Source organism: Bacillus cereus group sp. N14 (assembly GCF_016483555.1).
GTDB lineage: Bacteria > Bacillota > Bacilli > Bacillales > Bacillaceae_G > Bacillus_A > Bacillus_A wiedmannii.
Genome location: NZ_JAEHBQ010000004.1, coordinates 178,994 through 199,118 on the forward strand (window position 1 = coordinate 178,994; position 20,125 = coordinate 199,118).

The following is a 20,125-nucleotide window of genomic DNA, read 5'->3' on the forward strand; positions in this document are numbered from 1 at the left end:
ATTGTTCCCCAATTTCTGTATACAAAAAAACCTTTCATTCATTTGAAAGGTCTTTTTGAGCCTGCACATATTCTTCTTTCGTATTCACATTCATAAACCAATCCGCATTCGCTTGTACATCTTCACCAGCAATATATTTCACATTACATTGTGATAAAAGCTGGCCCATACTTCTTTTCTCTTCCTGAAGCAAAGCATAAATCTTTTCTTTCACGCGGTTATGATACGCTGCAAGTAACGGTTGTTTCCTTCCATTAATAATAGGTACGACTGCATCATATTCATCACTCGTTTGTTCTAATAAAATGGTAAACCATTCTTGTGAAACATTTGGCGCATCGCAAGGCATAATAGCATACCAATCTGCTTCTATGTATTTCATTCCTGATACAATTCCAGCAAGTGGGCCGTTCCCTTTATAGTGCGGAATATCTTCTATAACAGGAACTTGTACGAGTTGCTCTACTCGCTCTTTTATATCAGAATGACTAATGACTACAACCTCTTGGAGCGTCCTTGTCATCACTTTCAAAATATGCTCAATAAACGTACTCCCTTGCCAGCTCGCTAACGCTTTCGGCTCACCGAATCTACTCGACATACCGCCCGCTAATACAATTCCAGCCCATTTACTCATTGGCGATGCAGCTCAAATGTAATATGACCTAATTCTGGTAAAATTAGCTTATTCATCGCAAGGCGAACTGCTCCACTAGATCCTGGCATTGAAAAGACAACTTTGCGCCCAATTGTACCACCGATCGCTCTACTTAACATTGCGCTGCTTCCGATATCTTCTAAATAACTAATCATGCGGAACAACTCACCAAACCCGACAATTTCTTTATGTAATAACGCTGATACTGCTTCAATCGTCACATCACGCTTCGTAATACCAGTTCCGCCATTTGTTAACACAACATCAACATCTTCTCTATGATAACCAGCTAACACTGCTTGCTGAATACTTTCTTTATCATCTTTTACAATTTCATAAGAGGTCACTGTATGCCCTGCCTCTTTTAACAATTCATGTAATAGTTGTCCACTCTTATCTGTCTCTTCCGTACGTGTATCGGAAATCGTCACGATTTTGCAGCGCACTTCTTTTGGCGCTTGTTTTTTATGTTCAGTTACGCTCATTTTTTATCTTTCCTTTCATTTTCTTGTAAAATTATGCATGAAGCAAAGAATTCAACATGATACAATATAAGTATATTTATCCATATAAAGGATCTTTACATGATTCAAAATATAAAACGATACGTACCCATTATACCATTCCTAATTATATTATCCCTTTTTCAATGTATCGCTTACGAATTCGATATTAACTTTTTAAAATTGCATGTACTTTTGCCTGATGGTGGTATTCGTTACTATTTGACTAGCACATTAATTCCTCTCACACTTGCCTATATAATAGATTTTATTTTTAAACGTTCTATCTCTAAATAAGGAGGTCTACATATTATGGAACTTTATAAAAAATTAACAACAACATTTATCCTCTTATTTGTCGCTTCAATCACTGTCGGCTTTTCCTTAAAAAGCGCAATCCCATACGCTACATTAGTAAGTATTATATTCGCAACACTATTTTTACTCAGCAGTGCCTTTTGCGCGGGTAAAGCACGTCAAATGAAAGGTTGATTACATATATTCCAGAAGAAACCAATCCTTTGTAAATCATGTGAAAAAGAAATACAAACGTATGAAAAAGCATGGATTCATATGCCCTTTCCAGCAAGTGGTATGACTAATATGAAAAAGTATATTGAGCTAGACGGCGAAGTGTATTGTAGCTCATGCATTCAAATTAGAAGTAAAACAAAATAAAAAAAGCTTTGCGCTCACCGCGCAAAGCTTTTTTTCATATATTATAGACCAGCTTGCTCTTTTAAAGCTGCAGCTTTGTCTGTACGTTCCCATGTTAGGTCTACATCAGTACGTCCGAAGTGGCCGTAAGCTGCTGTTTGTTTGTAAATTGGGCGACGTAAGTCTAGCATTTTAATAATACCAGCTGGGCGAAGATCGAAGTTGTTACGAACTAGTTCTACTAGTACGTCTTCAGATACTTTACCAGTCCCGAATGTATCAACTGAAATTGATACTGGTTGTGCTACACCAATTGCGTATGCAAGTTGTACTTCTGCTTTGTCAGCAAGACCAGCTGCTACGATGTTTTTCGCAACATAACGAGCTGCATATGCTGCAGAACGGTCAACTTTCGTTGCATCTTTACCAGAGAATGCACCGCCACCGTGGCGAGCGTATCCACCGTAAGTATCAACGATGATTTTACGTCCTGTTAAACCAGCATCACCTTGTGGTCCACCAATTACGAAGCGGCCAGTTGGGTTAATGAAGAATTTCGTTTCTCCATCCATTAATTCTGCTGGAACTACAGCTTTAATTACATGCTCTTTTAAATCGCGATCGATTTCTTCCCATGTAACATCTGGATGATGCTGTGTAGAAATTACGATTGTATCTACACGTACAGGTTTACCATTTTCATCATACTCAACTGTAACTTGCGTTTTTCCATCCGGACGTAAGTATGATAATGTGTCATCTTTACGTACTTCAGTTAAACGGCGAGCTAATTTGTGAGCAAGCGAGATTGGAAGTGGCATTAATTCTTGTGTTTCATTACATGCGAAGCCAAACATTAAACCTTGGTCTCCCGCACCAATTGCCTCAATCTCAGCGTCAGTCATTAGACCTTCGCGTGCTTCTAGCGCTTGGTCAACACCCATAGCGATGTCAGCAGATTGCTCATCGATAGATGTTAAAACTGCACAAGTTTCTGCATCGAATCCGTATTTTGCGCGTGTGTAACCAATGCCTTGAATTGTTTCACGAACGATTTTTGGAATATCTACGTAAGTAGAAGTCGTAATTTCCCCCGCTACCAATACTAAACCAGTTGTTACAGTTGTTTCACAAGCTACACGTGCATTTGCGTCCTTTGATAAGATCGCATCTAAAATTGAATCAGAAATTTGGTCACAAATTTTATCTGGATGTCCTTCAGTTACAGACTCAGATGTGAACAGATGACGTTTTTTTGTCATGTGGTAAACCTCCCTACAGTAATTGTATATATTGTACGGAACTCATCCTTAATTTGCCACAAACTGCGACATACATTTATTCTCCCACACAAGCATACAGAAAAACCTTTCCTACTTTACATAGAGGAAAGGTTTAATTTGCTACTTGCATACTGCTTTTTGCCCTTTGCTCTTATCGTTCGAGACCGTTAGCCTCGCACAGGTTTTAGCACCTATTCACCTGTATTTACCACTACAAATGAGGTTGCTGGGCTTCATCGGGCCTGTCCCTCCGCCAGCTCGGGATAAGAGAGTATCCGTCCCAACCTATACTAAAGAAATGATATTCATTTGTCAATTAATATTCACATTTTCCTGAAAGTTTTTCTCAATACGCCTGGAATGAAATATTAATAAGGAAATAATACATTCACACAAACAAAAAGAAATAAATAGTATACATTATTTATATAATTGTGTTATACTCTTGTTGGGGATTACGAGAAATATTTCATTAAATGAAAAGGATGGTATATAAATATGAGTACTGTGAATGTCCAAATTGGTTTACACGAATTATTGAACGGAAGCAATGCACAGATTCAACTAAGTGTTCCGCAATTAGTGGAAAAAGTATTAATGCGAAATGAAGGGAAATTAACTTCTACTGGTGCCGTTTCTGCTTCAACAGGAAAATATACAGGACGTTCTCCTAAAGATAAATTTATTGTGAAAGAAGCATCGGTTGCTGACAAAATTGCTTGGGGAGCAGTGAATCAGCCGATCTCTGAAGAACATTTTAATAAATTATATACTAAAGTTTTAGAATACTTAAAAGAAAAAGAAGAGTTATTCGTCTTCAATGGATTTGCAGGCGCTGACCGCAATTACCGCCTACCAATTCAAGTTATTAACGAATATGCATGGCACAATTTATTTGTACATCAATTATTTATTCGTCCAACTGAAGAAGAATTAACAACTCATGAATCAGAGTTCACAATTGTTTCTGCACCGAATTTCAAAGCTGATCCAGCTGTTGACGGTACAAACTCTGAAGCATTCATTATGGTTTCATTCGAAAAACGTATCGTACTAATTGGTGGTACAGAATACGCTGGAGAAATGAAAAAATCAATCTTCTCTATTATGAACTTCTTACTACCTGAACAAGATATTCTTTCTATGCATTGCTCTGCAAACGTAGGTGAAGAAGGCGACGTAGCACTATTCTTCGGTTTATCTGGAACAGGTAAAACAACATTATCTGCTGATCCACACCGTAAATTAATCGGTGATGATGAGCATGGTTGGTCTGATAACGGTGTATTCAATATTGAAGGCGGTTGCTACGCAAAATGTGTAAACCTTTCTCACGAGAAAGAACCACAAATTTTCGATGCAATCAAATTTGGATCTGTTTTAGAAAACGTTATCATTAATAACCAAACGCGTATCGCAGACTATAACGATACTACTTTAACAGAAAATACTCGTGCTGCATACCCTATGCATGCGATCGACAATATCGTACTGCCAAGTGTTGCTGGACACCCAAATACAATCATTTTCTTAACTGCTGATGCATCTGGCGTATTGCCTCCAATCAGTAAGTTATCAAAAGAACAAGCTATGTATCATTTCTTAAGTGGTTACACTAGTAAACTAGCAGGAACAGAGCGCGGCGTTACATCTCCGCAAGCAACATTCTCAACTTGCTTCGGTTCACCATTCTTACCACTTGATGCATCTCGCTATGCTGAAATGCTTGGTGAAAAAATTGAGAAACACGATGCGAAAGTATTCTTAGTAAACACTGGCTGGACTGGTGGCGAATACGGCATTGGTAAACGTATGAACTTAGGTTACACTCGTGCAATGATTCAAGCAGCATTAAGCGGCGAACTTGCGAAAACTGAAACAGCTAAACATGACATCTTCGGTCTTGAAGTTCCACTTCACGTACCAGGTGTACCTGACGAAGTGTTAATGCCTGAACAAACTTGGGCTGATAAAGCTGCTTATAAAGAGAAAGCAATCGAACTTGCAAGCGAATTCAAAGAGAACTTCAAAAAGTTCGACAGCGTTTCTGAAGATATTATTAACTTAGGCGGTCCAATCGCTTAAGTACAAACTTTCTGTTGGAATAACCTTTTTACTCATATGAATAAGTGTCGTGTAACCGTAAAGTTTCGCGTACTCACCGACAAAACCCAATGCGGCTTAACGGTTATACACACTTACATAAAAAAGAAGCTTACGTTTTTAACGTAAGCTTCTTTCTATATCTTCTCTCTTCATCTGTGACTTAGTTCATGAAATTACAGAAAATTCATTTTATATTCATTCATTATTATTTTTTTATGATACAATTTACATATGCAGGAAAGGATGAGGCCTATGAAAAATTTTTCTCGTACAGGAAAAATTTTATTCAGTTACGGAGCGATCCAAATGTTTTGGGGACTTGTGATGCTTAATGTTAATTTATTTGAGCATACAAGTGAAACGATAAAATATATTATTCTAATTACCGGAATAATTTGTTGTATTATATCCACCTTTTTTAAAAAACATAAGAGTCATACTAATACGTGATTTCATGTTAGCTTATAGGAAGCAGAAACCTGTATTTTATGCAAAATTATGCTTCCTATTGTAACTACCCCTCGCCGGTCCCTCTATTCCATCTAAAAAGAGGCTTTTCATCTTTTTAGCTCTTTGTTAATTCTTCCTCATCTTTCATACTATAGTAGCCTAAATTCACAACGATTAAGAAATAACCACCCAGAATCCCTACTGCAAATGCCCACATAACCATGTGGTGCTCAATTTCGTACATAATAACAGCGCCCAAAATGGCAGCTGCAAAACGATTAAACATACCGAGCGTCGGTGCTTTCGTTTTCTTTACGATACTATCTCCAAGCTTCTCAATTCGTCTCCCTAAAAGCCAAACACAATACATACTTACGATAAGTCCAATTCCAGCACCTAGAAAATGAGCTGAAAACGGTGTTAACATCCAGCCTAGTAAAAGAAAACCTAGTAAATAATACGATTGAATTTTAAACGATCTTAATGACATACTAATCATGCTGTTCTCCTCTTCAGTAATTTTTATCTATCCAACAAAAGCTGTATAACTCATTTCTTTCGAGTTCATACTACTTAAAATTCATTTCACTCAAATTAAAAACAACATAAACAGTGTGTTTATGTTGTTTAAATGTTTTCAGGAAATAATATTATACAAGATTTCAAACATCATATTCACATAATTTGTGACGTTTTTCCAAACATTTTTCGTCCATTTATGAAAAAAGTGATATCAATTTCTGAACATACGGATATGATGTAATAAGTACACAAATAAAGGGGGCGTCTAATGATTTATTTTTTAATGGCTCTCATTCACCTCATTATCCCTGCACTTATTGGACTTTCATTGTATTGGTACACGAAAAATCATAGTATTTTCTACGCTGTCCTCGGTGTTCTTCTTCCAGGTATTATTCTTATCACACTCTTCCGTATTCCATTTTTAAACTTAATTCCACTTATTACTGCTATCTTATTTCTCGTCTTCTTACCAAAAATAAAAAAATAGGAAAGCAGATCATAGATGATCTGTTTTCCTATTTTGATATAGGTTCCCTCGCAGTAGAATGAATTTTTACTTTCTCCGATTTCACAAACCATAGACCGAAGAAAATAATAATTCCACCGATTATTTGTTGAAATGATACATATTCATTTGCCCATACAGCTGCAAATAAAACAGCTACAAGTGGCGTTATATACATATATACCATCGTATGTGATGCGCCAATTTTTTGAATACCAACATACCACATCACTAAACCAAATACTGTTACAAAGAAAATGGAATATAGTAAAGCGAATAGTGTCATTCCATGTGTAATGTGAAATGGCATTATAAATACATGTGGTCCACTTAACAATAAAAGCGGAATCGCGCCAACTAATGCTGACCATGCGGTAACACGTAGTGCTGAATATTTTTTAATTAATGGACCTGCTAAAACAGGATAAAGCCCCCAGCATATTGATGTAATAAGTCCAATTCCGTTACCATAAAAAGAACTAGCCAGCGAATGCCCTGCTATTAAAACTAATGCTGCCCCACCAAAAGCAATGATAGAGCCGATGACCTTTCTAGAAGAAAACTTTTCTTGTTTCAAAAAAATAGCAAATACAGTTGTAAAAATAGGTGAAATAGAAATGAGTAAAGAGGCATTTGTAGCGGACGTATATTTGACAGTTTCCATAAATAATGTTTGATACAGTACAATACCTACAACACTAACGATGATTAATCTAGGTATATCCTTTCGTTCCATATAAACCGACTTTTCAATAAAAAATGTAAGGAGTAACATAAGCGGTGCCGCCGATATCATCCGAAGTGCAGTAAACTCAATTGCTGTAAATTCTAAAAGTCCATATTTAGCAATCGTAAAATTAATCCCCCAAATAATAACGACACTTAAAATTAATAACTCCATCCCCCATTTTCTCATGCGTATCCCCTCCGCAAATAAAATTATACAGAAAATTCAATCACATGTACATTTCATTATGTGAAAAAATCTTTGTATTGTATGGAGAGGTTTTCTTTGTTTAGTACATGAAATTATATCAGCGACTTAGACAATAAAAAAAGATGGTCCAAAAATATTTTGGAACCACCTTTTCTTTCTTATACTCGAACGTGTAACTTCATATTTGGATTATAAAATTGGCTTGGGCTCTTCAGCTGAAAAGTTCCTCCAACTTCATGCCAATCAACTGTTAACTTATCATCCATAAATACAAGCTTTGTGCGATCTGCGATAAAATTCATTACGCTAGATTCGATATCCACATCGCGCTCATCTTTTTCTGCTACAGCTACTAAATCGATAATTCCGCTCATGACACAACCACAACCCTCATTATCGTAAAATAACTTTATATATTTCGTTTCATCCGGAATCATATCCATAATCTTTTTATATGCGGCTTCTGTTACAGTAACGTACATATGTTAATGCTCATCCTTTCTCGTATCATTCATATATTGTACCACTATTTTTCTAAAACATTGTATACAGAAAATTAAGACTAATATACAATATATGTCATAAAGGAGGTTGTATCACTTATGTTCAAATTACTGCGATACCCCATCTTCTTAGGGCTACTCGGTAGCTTTTTTATTTCTAGCGGAATGGTATTACAACATATACTTCCCTATTCTCCTTCTATTGGCTGGATTTCTTTTAAGCAGGAAAAACAAACATATCACTCATCGTTAAATCTAGCACATTTCTCCCCTATTTTTGAAATCTAGACATACAATACAATCGAACACACAAAAATATAAAATTCATACTATGTATATAGTGGTTCTATTTTTAAAACTAGTTTTTCAAAATATAGAAAGGAGAACATACATGTACCCACGTAATTGTTTTAGTTGCGACGGCAGACGCAATAGTGGCTCTACCGGAAACACTGGGCCCACTGGTAGCACCGGACCTACTGGTTCTGCCGGGCCTTCCGGAGCTGGTTTCCAAAGTACTACCGCCTTTAGTCTAGCAGCCGCTCCCACCTATAAAAAAGGAGATCACTCTCAAATAAGTGATCTCCCTTTTAAAAATAGTTTTTCATGATATCGGCAATATAACCTTCACAGTCGTTCCAACCCCAACTTCACTTTCAAAACTCATTTTACCGTTGTGGTCTTTAATAATTTTTTCTGTAACTACTAAACCTAAACCTGTTCCCGTTTCTTTTGTTGTGTAAAAAGCTTCATTTAGCTTCGGAATTTTGTCTTTTGGAATACCGCAACCTTCATCCTTAACTTGAACAATGATTGCATCTTCTACAGTCACTTTAATCGTAATCGTTCCGCCAACTGACATTGCTTCAATCGCATTTTTAATTAAATTAAAAAATACTTGCTTTAATCGTTTTTCATCGCATGTAATCGATGGTATGTCTTTACTATAAATACCTTGTATGTGCACTCCTTGCTTTAAAGCAGGCTTTCCCATAACTCGAATAACATAAGCGATAATTTCTTCTATATTATGAACTTCTGATTCTAGTGATTTAGATTTCTCAAATCCACTAAGTTCTGTAGCGATTGTATGAATTCGCTCTACTTCTTGTTTCATAATATCACTATATATTTTATCCTCAGGATATTTATTCGCTTGCTTATTAACAAATTTATCCAAATTAGCTAGAGGTCTTCTAATTTTGTAACCAATAACTGTAGCCATTTTCCCAACAGTTGCTAGCTTTTCTGTTTGTTGTATTTCTTTATCCATCATCTCAAGCGTACGAACGTAAGATTGAAACCTTAAAAACATAATCCAACATATGATAGTAAATACGCTATATAATGCCATCGGGATTAAAACGAGTGACGAGTGAATAAAGATTCCTATAAGAGCATATTTTCCAACAAGTATGCTCGGAACTAACAAAAAATATCTTTTGTTTACAAAGAGTGGGGCAAATAAAATAAAAAATCCTTCTACTATATTCCCACCATCAAACTCAGCATCACTACCATAGTAAATCATAAAATTATGGATAAAATCTAATAGGTTATATCCAATTAGAATAATATATTTCACTGCAAATAGATTCTTCCATTTCATGAAGTATACTCCAATACAAAACAAAATCACCATCAGAAAATACAGCCATAAACCTAAACCATCTTCAAATTTTCCTACTCCTTCTTGCCCGCCCCCTATTAAAGGTACAATAAATTCGTAGGCAAGATCGTACACAAAAAATATAATGAAAAATAAACTTAAAAATATTTTCAATGCCTTCATTTCTTCATGTTTAAATATATCGTCTTTATTCATATCGTAACTCCTAGCTTTTCTCCCTCTTGGATCTCACTATTTCCACGCTTTTTTGGGAGAATGATGTCTATTCTAGTTCCAATATCTCTTTCACTTGAAATATGTAATTCACCAAGATGCTGCTCGGTAACAAGCCGATTCGCTACCGTAAGTCCCAGGCCAATTTTATCTTGTTTCGTTGTATAAAAGGCTTCTGTAACACGAGCTAAATTTTCTTTCTTAATACCGTAACCATTATCAATTACACTTAGCATTACATAATCTTGTCCTTTGTTTTCTAACCGTAACTCTAATGTGCCACCTTGCTCCATTGCCTCCAGAGCATTTTTTATGACATATAGAAAGACTCCTCTTATTTTCCGCTCATCACATTCAACTTCTATCGTCTTTTCTTCCACATTAGAAATAAACTGGACGCTAGATTCATTCATTTTTTCGCGAACAATTTTTACTGCTTGTAATGCAATTTCACCTATATTATATTTCTTATAAATAGGGAGTTTACATGTAGCAACTTCCATCAATTCACTTATCATATTATTCATATTTTCTATTTCAAAAATCATCTGTTCGTAAATAGGATCCTCCCCATGCTTCTCTCGTTGTAATTGCGTAAACCCTTTTAATGAAGCAAGTGGATTTTTAATTTCATGTCCCACTGTCGCTGCCATTTTTCCGATTACTGCTAATTTTTGTGATTCACTAGCAATCTTAATACTTTCCTTTACCGCTGAAAGGTATTGTATAAATCGATTTAAAATGATGTATGCCGCTATTAATACGAGTGTATACATAATGAGGAACATAAATCCTTTTACTTCCTTTAATACGAATAAATAAATAACATATTTCCCTACAATTGTCGAAAGTACAAACACAAAATATTTTTTATTTAAAAATATAGGTACAAAGAAGATGAAAATAATTTCTATTATATTTACTCCATCAAATGCCGCCTCATTATAAAGCATATACGAAAGTATATTAACGATTTCTATTCCTATGTATGCAAATACACATGCATATTTAACAAGGTTCGCTTTCTCTTTTTTTATTAAATATACATTCACACTGAGTATTGCAGTTCCGCAAATAACTTGCCATAGTATGCTATGTCCCCTATCCGTTAATGATTTATTTTCTAATATGATTGCATAGAAAATTTGGTATGAAACAACAATGACATATAGCACCCATAAAAAAATTTTTGCATTCCTTTCTTCTTCTTTATATGATAGAAAACTTCCTTTCACTTCAACACCCCTTCAAAATAATATCTCGAAGAATACCATTTATTATAATAAATGATTTTCATAGACAAACAAAGATAAATCGAACATTTGAGGAAAATCATCCCAATAAAGCAAAGTATCTTCAGGCTATATAAGCATAAAAGCTATAAACAATAATACGTATATTATGGGAGGTGTTTTATGTGGACGGCAAAAAAAATAAAAAAACAGAACAACTTAAATCCTTCACGCGTGAGAATGAAGGAAAGAAAATGACGACAAATACAGGTGTTACCATTTCAAATGATGAAAATACTTTAACCGCTGGTGATCGTGGTCCTACCCTTCTAGAAGATTTCCTAATGCGAGAAAAGCTTGCTCATTTTGACCGTGAACGAATTCCTGAAAGAGTCGTTCACGCACGTGGATACGGTGCGCATGGTGTTTTCGAGCTATATGAATCTTTAGAAGAGCTAACAATGGCCCACTTTTTACAAGACCCTTCAAAAAAAACACCCCTTTTCGTTCGCTTCTCTGAAGTGGCTGGATCAAAAGGTGCGAATGAAACAAATCGAGATGTACGAGGATTCGCCGTTAAATTTTATACAGAAGAAGGAAATTTTGATTTAGTCGGAAACAATATTCCTATTTTTTTCATTCAAGATGGCATTAAATTCCCTGATCTTATTCACGCCCTTAAACCTGAACCGCATAATGAGATTCCACAGGGACAAACAGCACATGATACATTTTGGGACTTCATCGCCAATAACCAAGAATCGGCTGCGATGATGATGTGGATTATGTCTGATCGTGCCATTCCAAGAAGTTTTCGAATGATGCAAGGGTTTGGCGTTCATACATTTCGCTTAGTGAATAAAAATGGAAAGTCACGATTCGTAAAATTTCACTGGAAGCCGAAGCTCGGCATTCACTCATTAATTTGGGATGAAGCGCAAAAATTAGGTGGTGCTGATCCAGATTACCATCGCCGTGATTTATGGGAAAATATTAATGCTGGAAACTATCCTGAGTACGAACTTGGCATTCAAATTTTAGAAGAAGAGGATGAATTTAAATACGATTTCGATATATTAGATGCGACGAAAATTTGGCCTGAAGAAGATTTCCCCGTTAAAATCATCGGGAAAATGACATTAAATCGCAACGTCGAGAATGTATTCGCTGAAACGGAACAAGTCGCGCTTCATCCAGGAAGTATCGTCCGTGGTATTGATTTTACAAATGATCCGCTCTTACAAGGTAGGCTCTTTTCTTATACAGACACTCAATTGGCACGCGTCGGTACAAATTATCAAGAATTACCAATTAACCGTCCGATATGCCCATTTCACAACAATCAAAGAGATGGTGCATCTAAATATATAATCGACAAAGGAAAAATTGCTTACCATAATAATTCCTTAGCAAATAACACTCCTTACACTGTCCCCGGTACAAAGGGGGGGTTCGTTACATATCCTTCTACTGTATCAGGGCATAAAACGAGAGAAACAGCCGCTAGTTTCAAAGATCATTTCTCTCAAGCACGTTTATTTTGGAATAGTATGAGTAACGTCGAAAAGGTTCATATTATGCAAGCCTTCTCCTTTGAATTAGGAAAAGTAAAAAGTAAATCGGTCCGCCAACAAGTCGTAACTATGATTGGGCATATTAGTACTGAATTAGCTACGTTAGTCGCTGAAGCAATCGGAGCAAAAGTCCCAAATATTCAAGAATCGGGCGTTACGAAATCATCGCCAGCACTCAGTATGGCAAATACGACATTTAGTCCTAATACATTACGAGTAGGTGTCATTGTTGCAAATGGATATGACGGACAAAACGCGCAATATATACTAAATCAATTCAAACAAGTTGGGTTGCAGCCAGTAATTGTTTCCGAGCGATTAGGTATTGTGCAAGGAACGCAAAATGTACGTTGGGACGTGAATGACACTTTCTTAATGGGATCTTCACTTCTTTATGACGGGCTACTTCTTATTGGAGGAAACCTTGATGAACAGTTTCTTAATAAAGCGAGTTCATTTGTCGTAGAATCATATAATCACTTTAAGCCAATTGGTGCCTTTCAAAATGGATCTACCGTTATTCAATCTTTAAATATTGAAGGAAAGCCTGGCGTCCTAATAGAACAAAATCCTACGCAACTTGCAAATGAATTCATTAAAGCCATGACGAAACAACGCTTTTGGGATAGAGCATATGAATAGGTTAGGGGGATAATTTATGTTTGTTACCGTCGAGAAAGATGTGCATATTTTTGTGCAAGACGTTAATCCTGGACCCGATAGTAAAACCGTGTTTTTCGTTCATGGCTGGCCTTTAAATCATCAAATGTACCAATATCAACTCAATGTGTTACCACAGCATGGTTTCCGCTGCATCGCTATGGATATACGCGGAAACGGGCAATCTGATAAACCGTGGACTGGTTACACTTACGATCGTTTAGCAGACGATATCGCCATTGTTCTCGAAGCACTTCAAGTAGAAAATGCTACATTAGTCGGTTTCTCAGTAGGTGGTGCTCTTTCTATTCGGTACATGTCCCGCTATAATGGCCATCGTATTTCTAAACTTGTATTAGTCGATGCTGTTTCCCCCTCTTTCGTTAAAAATCAAGAATCGCCCTATGGTGTCCCAAAAGAACAAGCAGATACCCTCATTAATCAAATGTATGCCAATATGCCAAAATTTTTAAATGATGTATCTTTATCATTTTTTAATAGAAACTTAGGATCTGCTACGTTAGAATGGTTTTCTTATCTCGGTATGCAGTCTGCTTCCTACGCTCTCATCAAAATATTGCAAGCAGCCGCAAATGAAGATGTAACGAAAGATTTAAGTAAAATTAACGTCCCAACAAAAATATTCCACGGTGTTCACGATCAACTTATCCCTTACAAAAGCGCTGAGCTCACGCAAAAGCGGATTAAAAATTCTCAGTTACATCCTCTTACAAATAGCGGTCACGGCTCTCCAATCGATCAAGCGGATGAATTAAATGCAGAACTTATAAAGTTTTTGCATTCATAAAAATCTATACCAAATCGTTTCGATAGGAACGCAGTTTTTGAAAAGATTAAAATTCACATATTTCTCACAAATCAATCAATAAAACGATTACATTTTCATTTATACTAAATATACAGGTAATACTCCCTAAACCCAGCTTGTCTGGTTACCCCGTTAAATACTTTGAACTACCCCCACTTAACACTCTAACGAGCTGTTTGAAGTGGGGGATTCCTACGAACACCAAGGTATCCCTCAGTTTTATGAGTAGGCAATCCCCGTAATCCCTACGGTTAGGAGCCTTATGGCCTCTTTTCTCAGATTTTCCGCTGCATTCACATCTCTATCATGATATATACCACAAGAAGGACACTTCCATTCACGCAGGTTCAGGCTTTTCACATCTTTATTTTTGTAGTCGCAATGCGAACAAGTTTGGGAACTAGCGAATGTTTTCGACACCACAATCACTTGTTTCCCATACCAGCGTGCCTTATACAACAACATCGCTTTGAATTGTGACCATGATACTTCTTGAATCGCTTTCGCTAGTTTGTGATTCTGTAACATATTCGATACTTGCAAATCTTCTATCCCAATCACATCGTGGTTTTTGATGATCCTTGTAGAGAGTTTTTGCAAGTAATCCGTTCTTGCATTTTTGATTCGTTCATGAATACGAGCGACTTTAATTCGCTGTTTATGCCAGTTCGCTCCGCCTTTTGTACGTCTAGATAGAATACGCTGGGCATGAGCGAGTTTCTTTTCTAATACCCGAGACCATTTTGGATTACCGAATACCTCACCCGTTGAAAGAATAGCAAAGTTTTTCACACCAACATCTATACCAACAGCGGAATCGGTCTTCGGCAATTCTTGTACTTCTGCTTCAGCAAGAATCGAGACAAAATATTTTCCACTTGGATTCCTTCTGACAGTAGCACTCAAAATTCGTCCTTCTACCTCACAACTTTTGACAAATTTGATAAGACCAAGTTTCGGTAACTTCAATTTATTATCTATAATCGCAATGTTTCCATTTGTATGTTTCGTTGTATAGGATTGGACTTTATTGTTCTTCGATTTAAACCGAGGTGCTTTGTTTTGTTTTTTGAAGAATCTTGCATACGAGTCAGCGAGGTTGTGAAGAGAAGATTGAAGAGCGATACTGTCCACTTCTTTTAGCCATACAAATTCTTTTTTGAGAGTAGGTAATTGCGAAGAACAAGTGCCATAGGATAACCCTTTTCCTGTTTCTTTATATCTATCATTCCACTTTTCCAAAAAGTAGTTAAATACAAATCGTGAACAACCAATTGTTTTCGTAATAGCTATTTTTTGTTCTAAACTAGGATAGATCCGAAACTGATACGCTTTATGGATAAGCATCGCTTTTCACCTCACTTCCTTTTTTTATTTGTTTACAATCTTTTTCACGATATGCATGAGAACGATATCATGATGTAGCAAAAAAATACTAATCACGTATCATTTCTTCTTTTTTGTCGAAAGTCCTCTGTCCCTTTCAAAAAAATATACAAATGAAAGAAATTTTACAATGAAACCATTTCATAGATATAAAAATGCCTCGGAGATATAACATTTTCTTTCTATAGGAACGAACTGATTAGAATACCGGTACCTCATACTGATTCTTCACCAAAAAGAACCTTTAGGCTTTTTCCTAACCGTCATTCAGCTCCCACCTACTCATTGGACCATGTCCTACCCATTTCCTTGAGGTGGCAGTTTTCTGTCGGGAAATGATAAAAAAAGAACTTGTATCGTTATACAAGTTCTTTTTGTTTTTCTATTTAAAAAGTATATCTTTACTATACTGCTTTCCAGCAAGTAAATCATATTGGATCATTTTATATTGCTCTAACATTTCTTTTTGTTTCTTTGTTAAATCTGTTATCTCTTCTCCATCTTTATTAACCTTTAACTCCTCTTTAAGGACTGGTATTTCTTTATGCATTTCTGATAAAAATTGATAAAACGGTGATTTATTTATCCCTGCATAATCAAAAACAAGATTAGAAAAATAAATTGGACTTACTAAACCTAAATTGTCATTTGGCAAATCGAAGTTTGCGTACATTAACAATGGCGTTTCTGACATAGCTAATCTTTCATTTAGAGTTTCTTCATTTTCTATATATCCAGCTTCTTCATAGATAGCTTTATTTACCCCTAATATCGGTAAGTGATCTCCAAAGAAAACCAATATAGTAGGCCTTTCTAGCTCTTGAATTTGTTCTACTAAATATTTTAGAGCCTCATCAGAACGACGTACACCCTCAGTATATGTTTCTAATTCTGCTTTCGATCCCTCTTCTGTTAATCCGCTAATTTCTATTTGCTTTTCTTCAAATCGTCCTGGATTGAATGGGAAATGATTTTGCATCGTAACTGCATGAATAAACGTAGGTTGCTGTCTCTTATTCAATTCCTCTATTATTTCTTTACTAATAGATACATCGCTAATATAATCCCCATCTACCTCTACGTTTTGCATTGTATCTTCTGCATTGAAATTATCAATTCCTAAAACATTATATACATCATCCCGCTTATAAAATGACCTTCCATAAGCATGAATTGCATTCGTATAATATCCATGTTTTTTCAATTCACTTGCGATAGACGGAATTTCTCTTTGTCCTGTCACCGCTTGTTGATATGGTATAGAACCTTGCTTTAAAAAGCTCATTGAATAGCTCGTTAACGCTTCAAATTCTGTATTCGCTGTATTTCCCCCGAATACAGGAGCTACTGTTTGTCCACCCGGAAAATTCTCAATATAGTGATGTAAATTCGGCACCGGATCTTCGCTAAATGAAAGATTCGTTAGCTTTGTTGGATCCCAAAAAGCTTCACTCATGAAAAATATAATATTTGGCTTCTCGCTCTTTTCTTTTTTCCCTACATTGCTTCCATATTGTTTCTTTATATTATTTGAAATTTGTTGCATAGTTTCTTTTGAATATTCTTCTGGCTTCTCAATGACAGTTGTGTCTAAGTTACTGACAAATCCTAAAACAAAACCATTATCAGTATAGTTTACATTTTGATTCCAAGCCACGAAGGTTACCCCGTATTTTTGCAATACATTACTCATAAATGTATTAGGATAATTACTATATGCATACACCATAAACGTAGAACCACATATTAAAATAATTCTCGTAATTATATTAGGTTTTATCACTGGAATATGCTTTCGTATATACATAACTAAATATACAAGCAGAGTAATCCCGAATATTCCCAAAAATATAGTCCACCAACTAAAATAGTCCATAACCATTGGTATAACGGACTGCATTTGAGTAATCTGTATGAAATCAGACGGATAGAATGGATCTCCTCTAAAAATAAGTTTAAAATGGTTCACAATACCAAAGATAATTAACACCAAACTTGTTATCGTGACACTCAAAAAGATTCGTCCAAGCAAACTATACACAAAAACATATATCATATAAATAAATAATAGGCTTAGTATATACTGTCCGTATCGCTGGTAAATCCAGTTATTAACTAATACAAGGCTCATATTCTCCTGCATCATGATATACATCCAATTCATTGTATGGGCAATTAAAAATAGTAAGGCGTAAGCTCTAATAGCCGGCCTAAGTTTATGACCGATGCCTTTATTTAAATGAATAATGTATAGTAGTACACCCCACAAAACAATAATAAGTATACTTAGCTGTATTTTCCCATTAAAAAATTCTTTAGTTCTCTCGAATTCGAAAGATCTTAACATAACAAAAAACAGCGTTTCTAAACAAATCGCCCACATTCCACTAAGAATGATAGAAATTAATAGATTCTTCCTCGGCTCTTGAGGAGAAAAACTAAGATAAAATTCATCTCTTCTTCGTTGTCGTGTTAAAAAATCAAAACGCAATTTATTCCCTCTTTCCTTTACCCCTTCGTCTCGCATCAACAAACATATTGTCATATACAAAATAACATATTTGTATACAGTTAGTCTCCCTATGTGTTTGCATTATACACATGTATCCTTAATTTCCCCTTAAAAATACAGTGAAACTTTAATAAGTCCGAACCATTCAAGATTGAACGGGATAAAACTTCTTCGCTCTATATTCTAACAGCATAAATGAACTATGCTTCACAAAATTATTACCATAAAAAAAGAACCTACCAACACTGACAGGTTCTCCTTCAGTCTAACAGACATGAGCATATGTATTATATAAGAGAATACATCCATACTTTCCATATAATACATACAAGTACGATAACTACAAAATCAAAAAGATCTAATCTTGGCCCCTTTTTCATATTCATCTCTAGCCACATATGAATCCATTTTCTTTTTGTATATTTTTGAATGTTTTTCTTTGCAAATCGATAAACGAGTACTTGCATAATAAAAAATCCGACTACGAAAATGAACAAGAAAATGAGAAAATCGACCACAAAATTCCTCCCTATTTTTGCAGCGATTTTTCTACTATTTGATTTCTCAAAACCCACTCTTCAAATTGAGCACTTCCAAATTCCCAGCTAAGATCACGAGCATGTACAGAAAAAACGTAATGACCAGCATATTCGTCCATAAATCTACCTGTCTCAATCTCATCTTTCTGAAGACCATATGCTCCAAAATTAAAATACACATCCCACACGTCTTCATTCTTCCGCTTATAAGCAATCGATTCCATATCACATTCTGTTCCGAAATAATCAAGATGTAAATGTACGCTATCATCATATTCGTACTCCATTTTATCACCCCTTATATTTGTACTTCTTTATCACCCAAAAAATTCCTGCTATCTACACTCACATATGGGCACTTACCTACATATCATGCTTGTAGAGTGACTTCTAGGAGGTGTCATATAGTGAAAAAATTTATAGCTGTTTTTTGCATCATGTTACTAGCTGTTTTCACATTTGCTGCTTGCAGTAGTAAAAAAGAAGGTACGAAAGAACAAACTCAAAACATTCGCATCGGCGAAGTTACCCATTCTCTCTTCTACGCCCCGTTATATGTCGGGATTGAAAAAGGATTTTTTAAAGATGAAGGATTAAATATTGACCTCCAAACAACAGCTGGCGGAGACAAAACGATGACCGCCCTATTATCTGGCGGAATCGATATTGCTCTCGTCGGTTCTGAAACGTCTATTTACGTTCATCAACAAGGAGCAAAAGACCCCGTCATTAACTTCGCACAACTTACACAAACAGATGGAACATTTTTAGTTTCGCGTAAAAAGTTAGACTCTTTTAATTGGAATGACGTAAAAGGTGTTACGTTTTTAGGACAACGTAAAGGCGGCATGCCGCAAATGGTTGGAGAATACGTTTTAAAGAAAAATGGCATTGATCCTCACAAAGATACGAACTTAATTCAAAATATCGAGTTTGCTAATATTGCAAATGCCTTCGCATCTGGTACAGGAGAATTTGTACAGCTCTTTGAACCGACTGCAAGTATACTTGAAAAAGAAGGAAAAGGTTATATCGTCGCATCTTTCGGAGCTGAATCTGGCACTGTTCCTTATACAACGTTTATGGCAAAAGAAAGTTTCTTAAAGAAAGATAAGGCTGCTGCTGAAAAATTCACACGTGCGCTCTATAAAGCGCAACAATGGGTTGATACACATAGTCCAGAAGAGATTGCTGATGCTGTGTCTCCATTATTTAAAGACACTTCAAAAGACATTACAGTAAAAGTAATTGAACGGTATAAAAAGCAACATTCTTACGCGACAAATCCGCTATTAGATGCTGAAGAATGGAAACAGCTCCAAACGATTATGAAAGAAGCTGGCGAATTACAAAAAGAAGTTCCACATGAAGCGCTCGTCAATACAAAAATTGCCGAAAGCGTTATTAAGAAATAGAGGCGAAG

Annotated in this window: 21 protein-coding genes, 1 pseudogene and 1 riboswitch; of the genes and pseudogenes, 10 read left to right on the forward strand and 12 right to left on the reverse strand. The window is 35.8% G+C overall.

The window, feature by feature from the left end:
* Positions 1–34: 34 nt before the first annotated feature.
* Both JDS82_RS08845 and JDS82_RS08850 read right to left on the reverse strand, forming a co-directional pair.
* Entirely contained in the window at positions 35–637 is a 603-nt protein-coding gene (locus tag JDS82_RS08845) for a molybdenum cofactor guanylyltransferase (protein ID WP_199713097.1), read from the reverse strand.
* A complete protein-coding gene (locus tag JDS82_RS08850) occupies positions 634–1,143 on the reverse strand; it encodes a MogA/MoaB family molybdenum cofactor biosynthesis protein (RefSeq protein ID WP_000117134.1) in 510 nt (169 codons plus the stop codon). The genes JDS82_RS08845 and JDS82_RS08850 overlap by 4 nt, the downstream gene beginning before the upstream one ends.
* 330 nt (positions 1,144–1,473) lie before the next feature.
* Here JDS82_RS08850 and JDS82_RS08855 point away from each other — a divergent pair, with 330 nt between their 5' ends.
* Positions 1,474–1,653: a hypothetical protein gene (locus JDS82_RS08855; RefSeq protein ID WP_000424811.1), complete on the forward strand. Its 180-nt coding sequence runs from the start codon at positions 1,474–1,476 to the stop codon at positions 1,651–1,653.
* A gap of 6 nt (positions 1,654–1,659) precedes the next feature.
* Positions 1,660–1,839 carry a hypothetical protein gene (locus JDS82_RS08860; RefSeq protein ID WP_000486782.1) on the forward strand — a complete coding sequence of 60 codons (180 nt, stop codon included), beginning with the start codon at positions 1,660–1,662 and terminating at the stop codon, positions 1,837–1,839.
* A gap of 41 nt (positions 1,840–1,880) precedes the next feature.
* Here the strand turns inward: JDS82_RS08860 and metK are convergent, their stop codons facing one another.
* Entirely contained in the window at positions 1,881–3,080 is a 1,200-nt protein-coding gene (metK, locus tag JDS82_RS08865) for a methionine adenosyltransferase (RefSeq protein ID WP_000163113.1), read from the reverse strand.
* Between the two features lie 169 nt (positions 3,081–3,249).
* A riboswitch (SAM riboswitch) is annotated at positions 3,250–3,371 on the reverse strand.
* 228 nt (positions 3,372–3,599) lie between these two features.
* On the opposite strand from metK, the gene pckA reads away from it, so the two are divergent.
* Both pckA and JDS82_RS08875 read left to right on the forward strand, forming a co-directional pair.
* Positions 3,600–5,186 (forward strand): phosphoenolpyruvate carboxykinase (ATP), encoded by a 1,587-nt coding sequence (gene pckA / locus JDS82_RS08870; RefSeq protein WP_000108819.1) that lies wholly within the window; start codon positions 3,600–3,602, stop codon positions 5,184–5,186.
* Between the two features lie 273 nt (positions 5,187–5,459).
* Positions 5,460–5,657 carry a hypothetical protein gene (locus tag JDS82_RS08875; protein WP_000788114.1) on the forward strand — a complete coding sequence of 66 codons (198 nt, stop codon included), beginning with the start codon at positions 5,460–5,462 and terminating at the stop codon, positions 5,655–5,657.
* A gap of 115 nt (positions 5,658–5,772) precedes the next feature.
* On the opposite strand, the gene JDS82_RS08880 is transcribed toward JDS82_RS08875, so the two are convergent.
* On the reverse strand, positions 5,773–6,156 hold the full coding sequence (locus JDS82_RS08880; RefSeq protein ID WP_000624934.1) for an ATP synthase subunit I: 384 nt from the start codon (positions 6,154–6,156) through the stop codon (positions 5,773–5,775).
* Positions 6,157–6,447: 291 nt separating this feature from the next.
* Between JDS82_RS08880 and JDS82_RS08885 the strand changes: the two genes are divergently transcribed.
* Positions 6,448–6,669 (forward strand): hypothetical protein, encoded by a 222-nt coding sequence (locus JDS82_RS08885; RefSeq protein WP_000639043.1) that lies wholly within the window; start codon positions 6,448–6,450, stop codon positions 6,667–6,669.
* Between the two features lie 28 nt (positions 6,670–6,697).
* Here JDS82_RS08885 and JDS82_RS08890 read toward each other — a convergent pair whose 3' ends face one another.
* Together JDS82_RS08890 and JDS82_RS08895 are read right to left on the reverse strand one after the other, a co-directional pair.
* Positions 6,698–7,603, reverse strand: a complete 906-nt coding sequence (locus tag JDS82_RS08890; protein ID WP_001233582.1) for a DMT family transporter — start codon at positions 7,601–7,603, stop codon at positions 6,698–6,700.
* Positions 7,604–7,782: 179 nt separating this feature from the next.
* Positions 7,783–8,106 carry an iron-sulfur cluster biosynthesis family protein gene (locus JDS82_RS08895; protein WP_000289558.1) on the reverse strand — a complete coding sequence of 108 codons (324 nt, stop codon included), beginning with the start codon at positions 8,104–8,106 and terminating at the stop codon, positions 7,783–7,785.
* A 120-nt stretch (positions 8,107–8,226) separates the two neighbouring features.
* On the opposite strand from JDS82_RS08895, the gene JDS82_RS08900 reads away from it, so the two are divergent.
* Positions 8,227–8,415 carry a hypothetical protein gene (locus JDS82_RS08900; RefSeq protein ID WP_199713135.1) on the forward strand — a complete coding sequence of 63 codons (189 nt, stop codon included), beginning with the start codon at positions 8,227–8,229 and terminating at the stop codon, positions 8,413–8,415.
* A 43-nt stretch (positions 8,416–8,458) separates the two neighbouring features.
* Positions 8,459–8,689 (forward strand): annotated as a pseudogene (locus JDS82_RS29700) (collagen-like protein); the annotation flags it as partial.
* A 42-nt stretch (positions 8,690–8,731) separates the two neighbouring features.
* On the opposite strand, the gene JDS82_RS08905 reads toward JDS82_RS29700, so the two are convergent.
* Positions 8,732–9,952 carry an ATP-binding protein gene (locus tag JDS82_RS08905; RefSeq protein WP_064056373.1) on the reverse strand — a complete coding sequence of 407 codons (1,221 nt, stop codon included), beginning with the start codon at positions 9,950–9,952 and terminating at the stop codon, positions 8,732–8,734.
* Positions 9,949–11,205 (reverse strand): ATP-binding protein, encoded by a 1,257-nt coding sequence (locus JDS82_RS08910; RefSeq protein ID WP_199713098.1) that lies wholly within the window; start codon positions 11,203–11,205, stop codon positions 9,949–9,951. Before JDS82_RS08910 ends, JDS82_RS08905 begins: the two co-directional genes overlap by 4 nt.
* A gap of 182 nt (positions 11,206–11,387) precedes the next feature.
* Here JDS82_RS08910 and JDS82_RS08915 point away from each other — a divergent pair, with 182 nt between their 5' ends.
* Together JDS82_RS08915 and JDS82_RS08920 are read left to right on the forward strand one after the other, a co-directional pair.
* Complete coding sequence (locus JDS82_RS08915) at positions 11,388–13,418, forward strand: catalase (RefSeq protein WP_199713099.1); 2,031 nt, start codon at positions 11,388–11,390, stop codon at positions 13,416–13,418.
* Between the two features lie 16 nt (positions 13,419–13,434).
* Positions 13,435–14,244, forward strand: a complete 810-nt coding sequence (locus JDS82_RS08920) for an alpha/beta fold hydrolase (protein ID WP_199713100.1) — start codon at positions 13,435–13,437, stop codon at positions 14,242–14,244.
* Between the two features lie 240 nt (positions 14,245–14,484).
* Here JDS82_RS08920 and tnpB read toward each other — a convergent pair whose 3' ends face one another.
* The 4 genes from tnpB to JDS82_RS08940 all read right to left on the reverse strand — a co-directional run bounded on the left by tnpB (position 14,485) and on the right by JDS82_RS08940 (position 18,989).
* Positions 14,485–15,612, reverse strand: coding sequence for an IS200/IS605 family element RNA-guided endonuclease TnpB (tnpB, locus tag JDS82_RS08925; protein ID WP_199713101.1), 1,128 nt, complete (start codon positions 15,610–15,612; stop codon positions 14,485–14,487).
* A 421-nt stretch (positions 15,613–16,033) separates the two neighbouring features.
* Positions 16,034–18,178 (reverse strand): LTA synthase family protein, encoded by a 2,145-nt coding sequence (locus JDS82_RS08930; RefSeq protein ID WP_199713102.1) that lies wholly within the window; start codon positions 18,176–18,178, stop codon positions 16,034–16,036.
* A 272-nt stretch (positions 18,179–18,450) separates the two neighbouring features.
* On the reverse strand, positions 18,451–18,681 hold the full coding sequence (locus JDS82_RS08935) for a hypothetical protein (protein WP_000227436.1): 231 nt from the start codon (positions 18,679–18,681) through the stop codon (positions 18,451–18,453).
* Positions 18,682–18,692: 11 nt separating this feature from the next.
* Positions 18,693–18,989, reverse strand: coding sequence for a DUF3986 family protein (locus JDS82_RS08940; RefSeq protein WP_000455571.1), 297 nt, complete (start codon positions 18,987–18,989; stop codon positions 18,693–18,695).
* A gap of 120 nt (positions 18,990–19,109) precedes the next feature.
* Here JDS82_RS08940 and JDS82_RS08945 point away from each other — a divergent pair, with 120 nt between their 5' ends.
* On the forward strand, positions 19,110–20,117 hold the full coding sequence (locus JDS82_RS08945) for an ABC transporter substrate-binding protein (protein WP_000713416.1): 1,008 nt from the start codon (positions 19,110–19,112) through the stop codon (positions 20,115–20,117).
* Positions 20,118–20,125 lie beyond the last annotated feature (8 nt).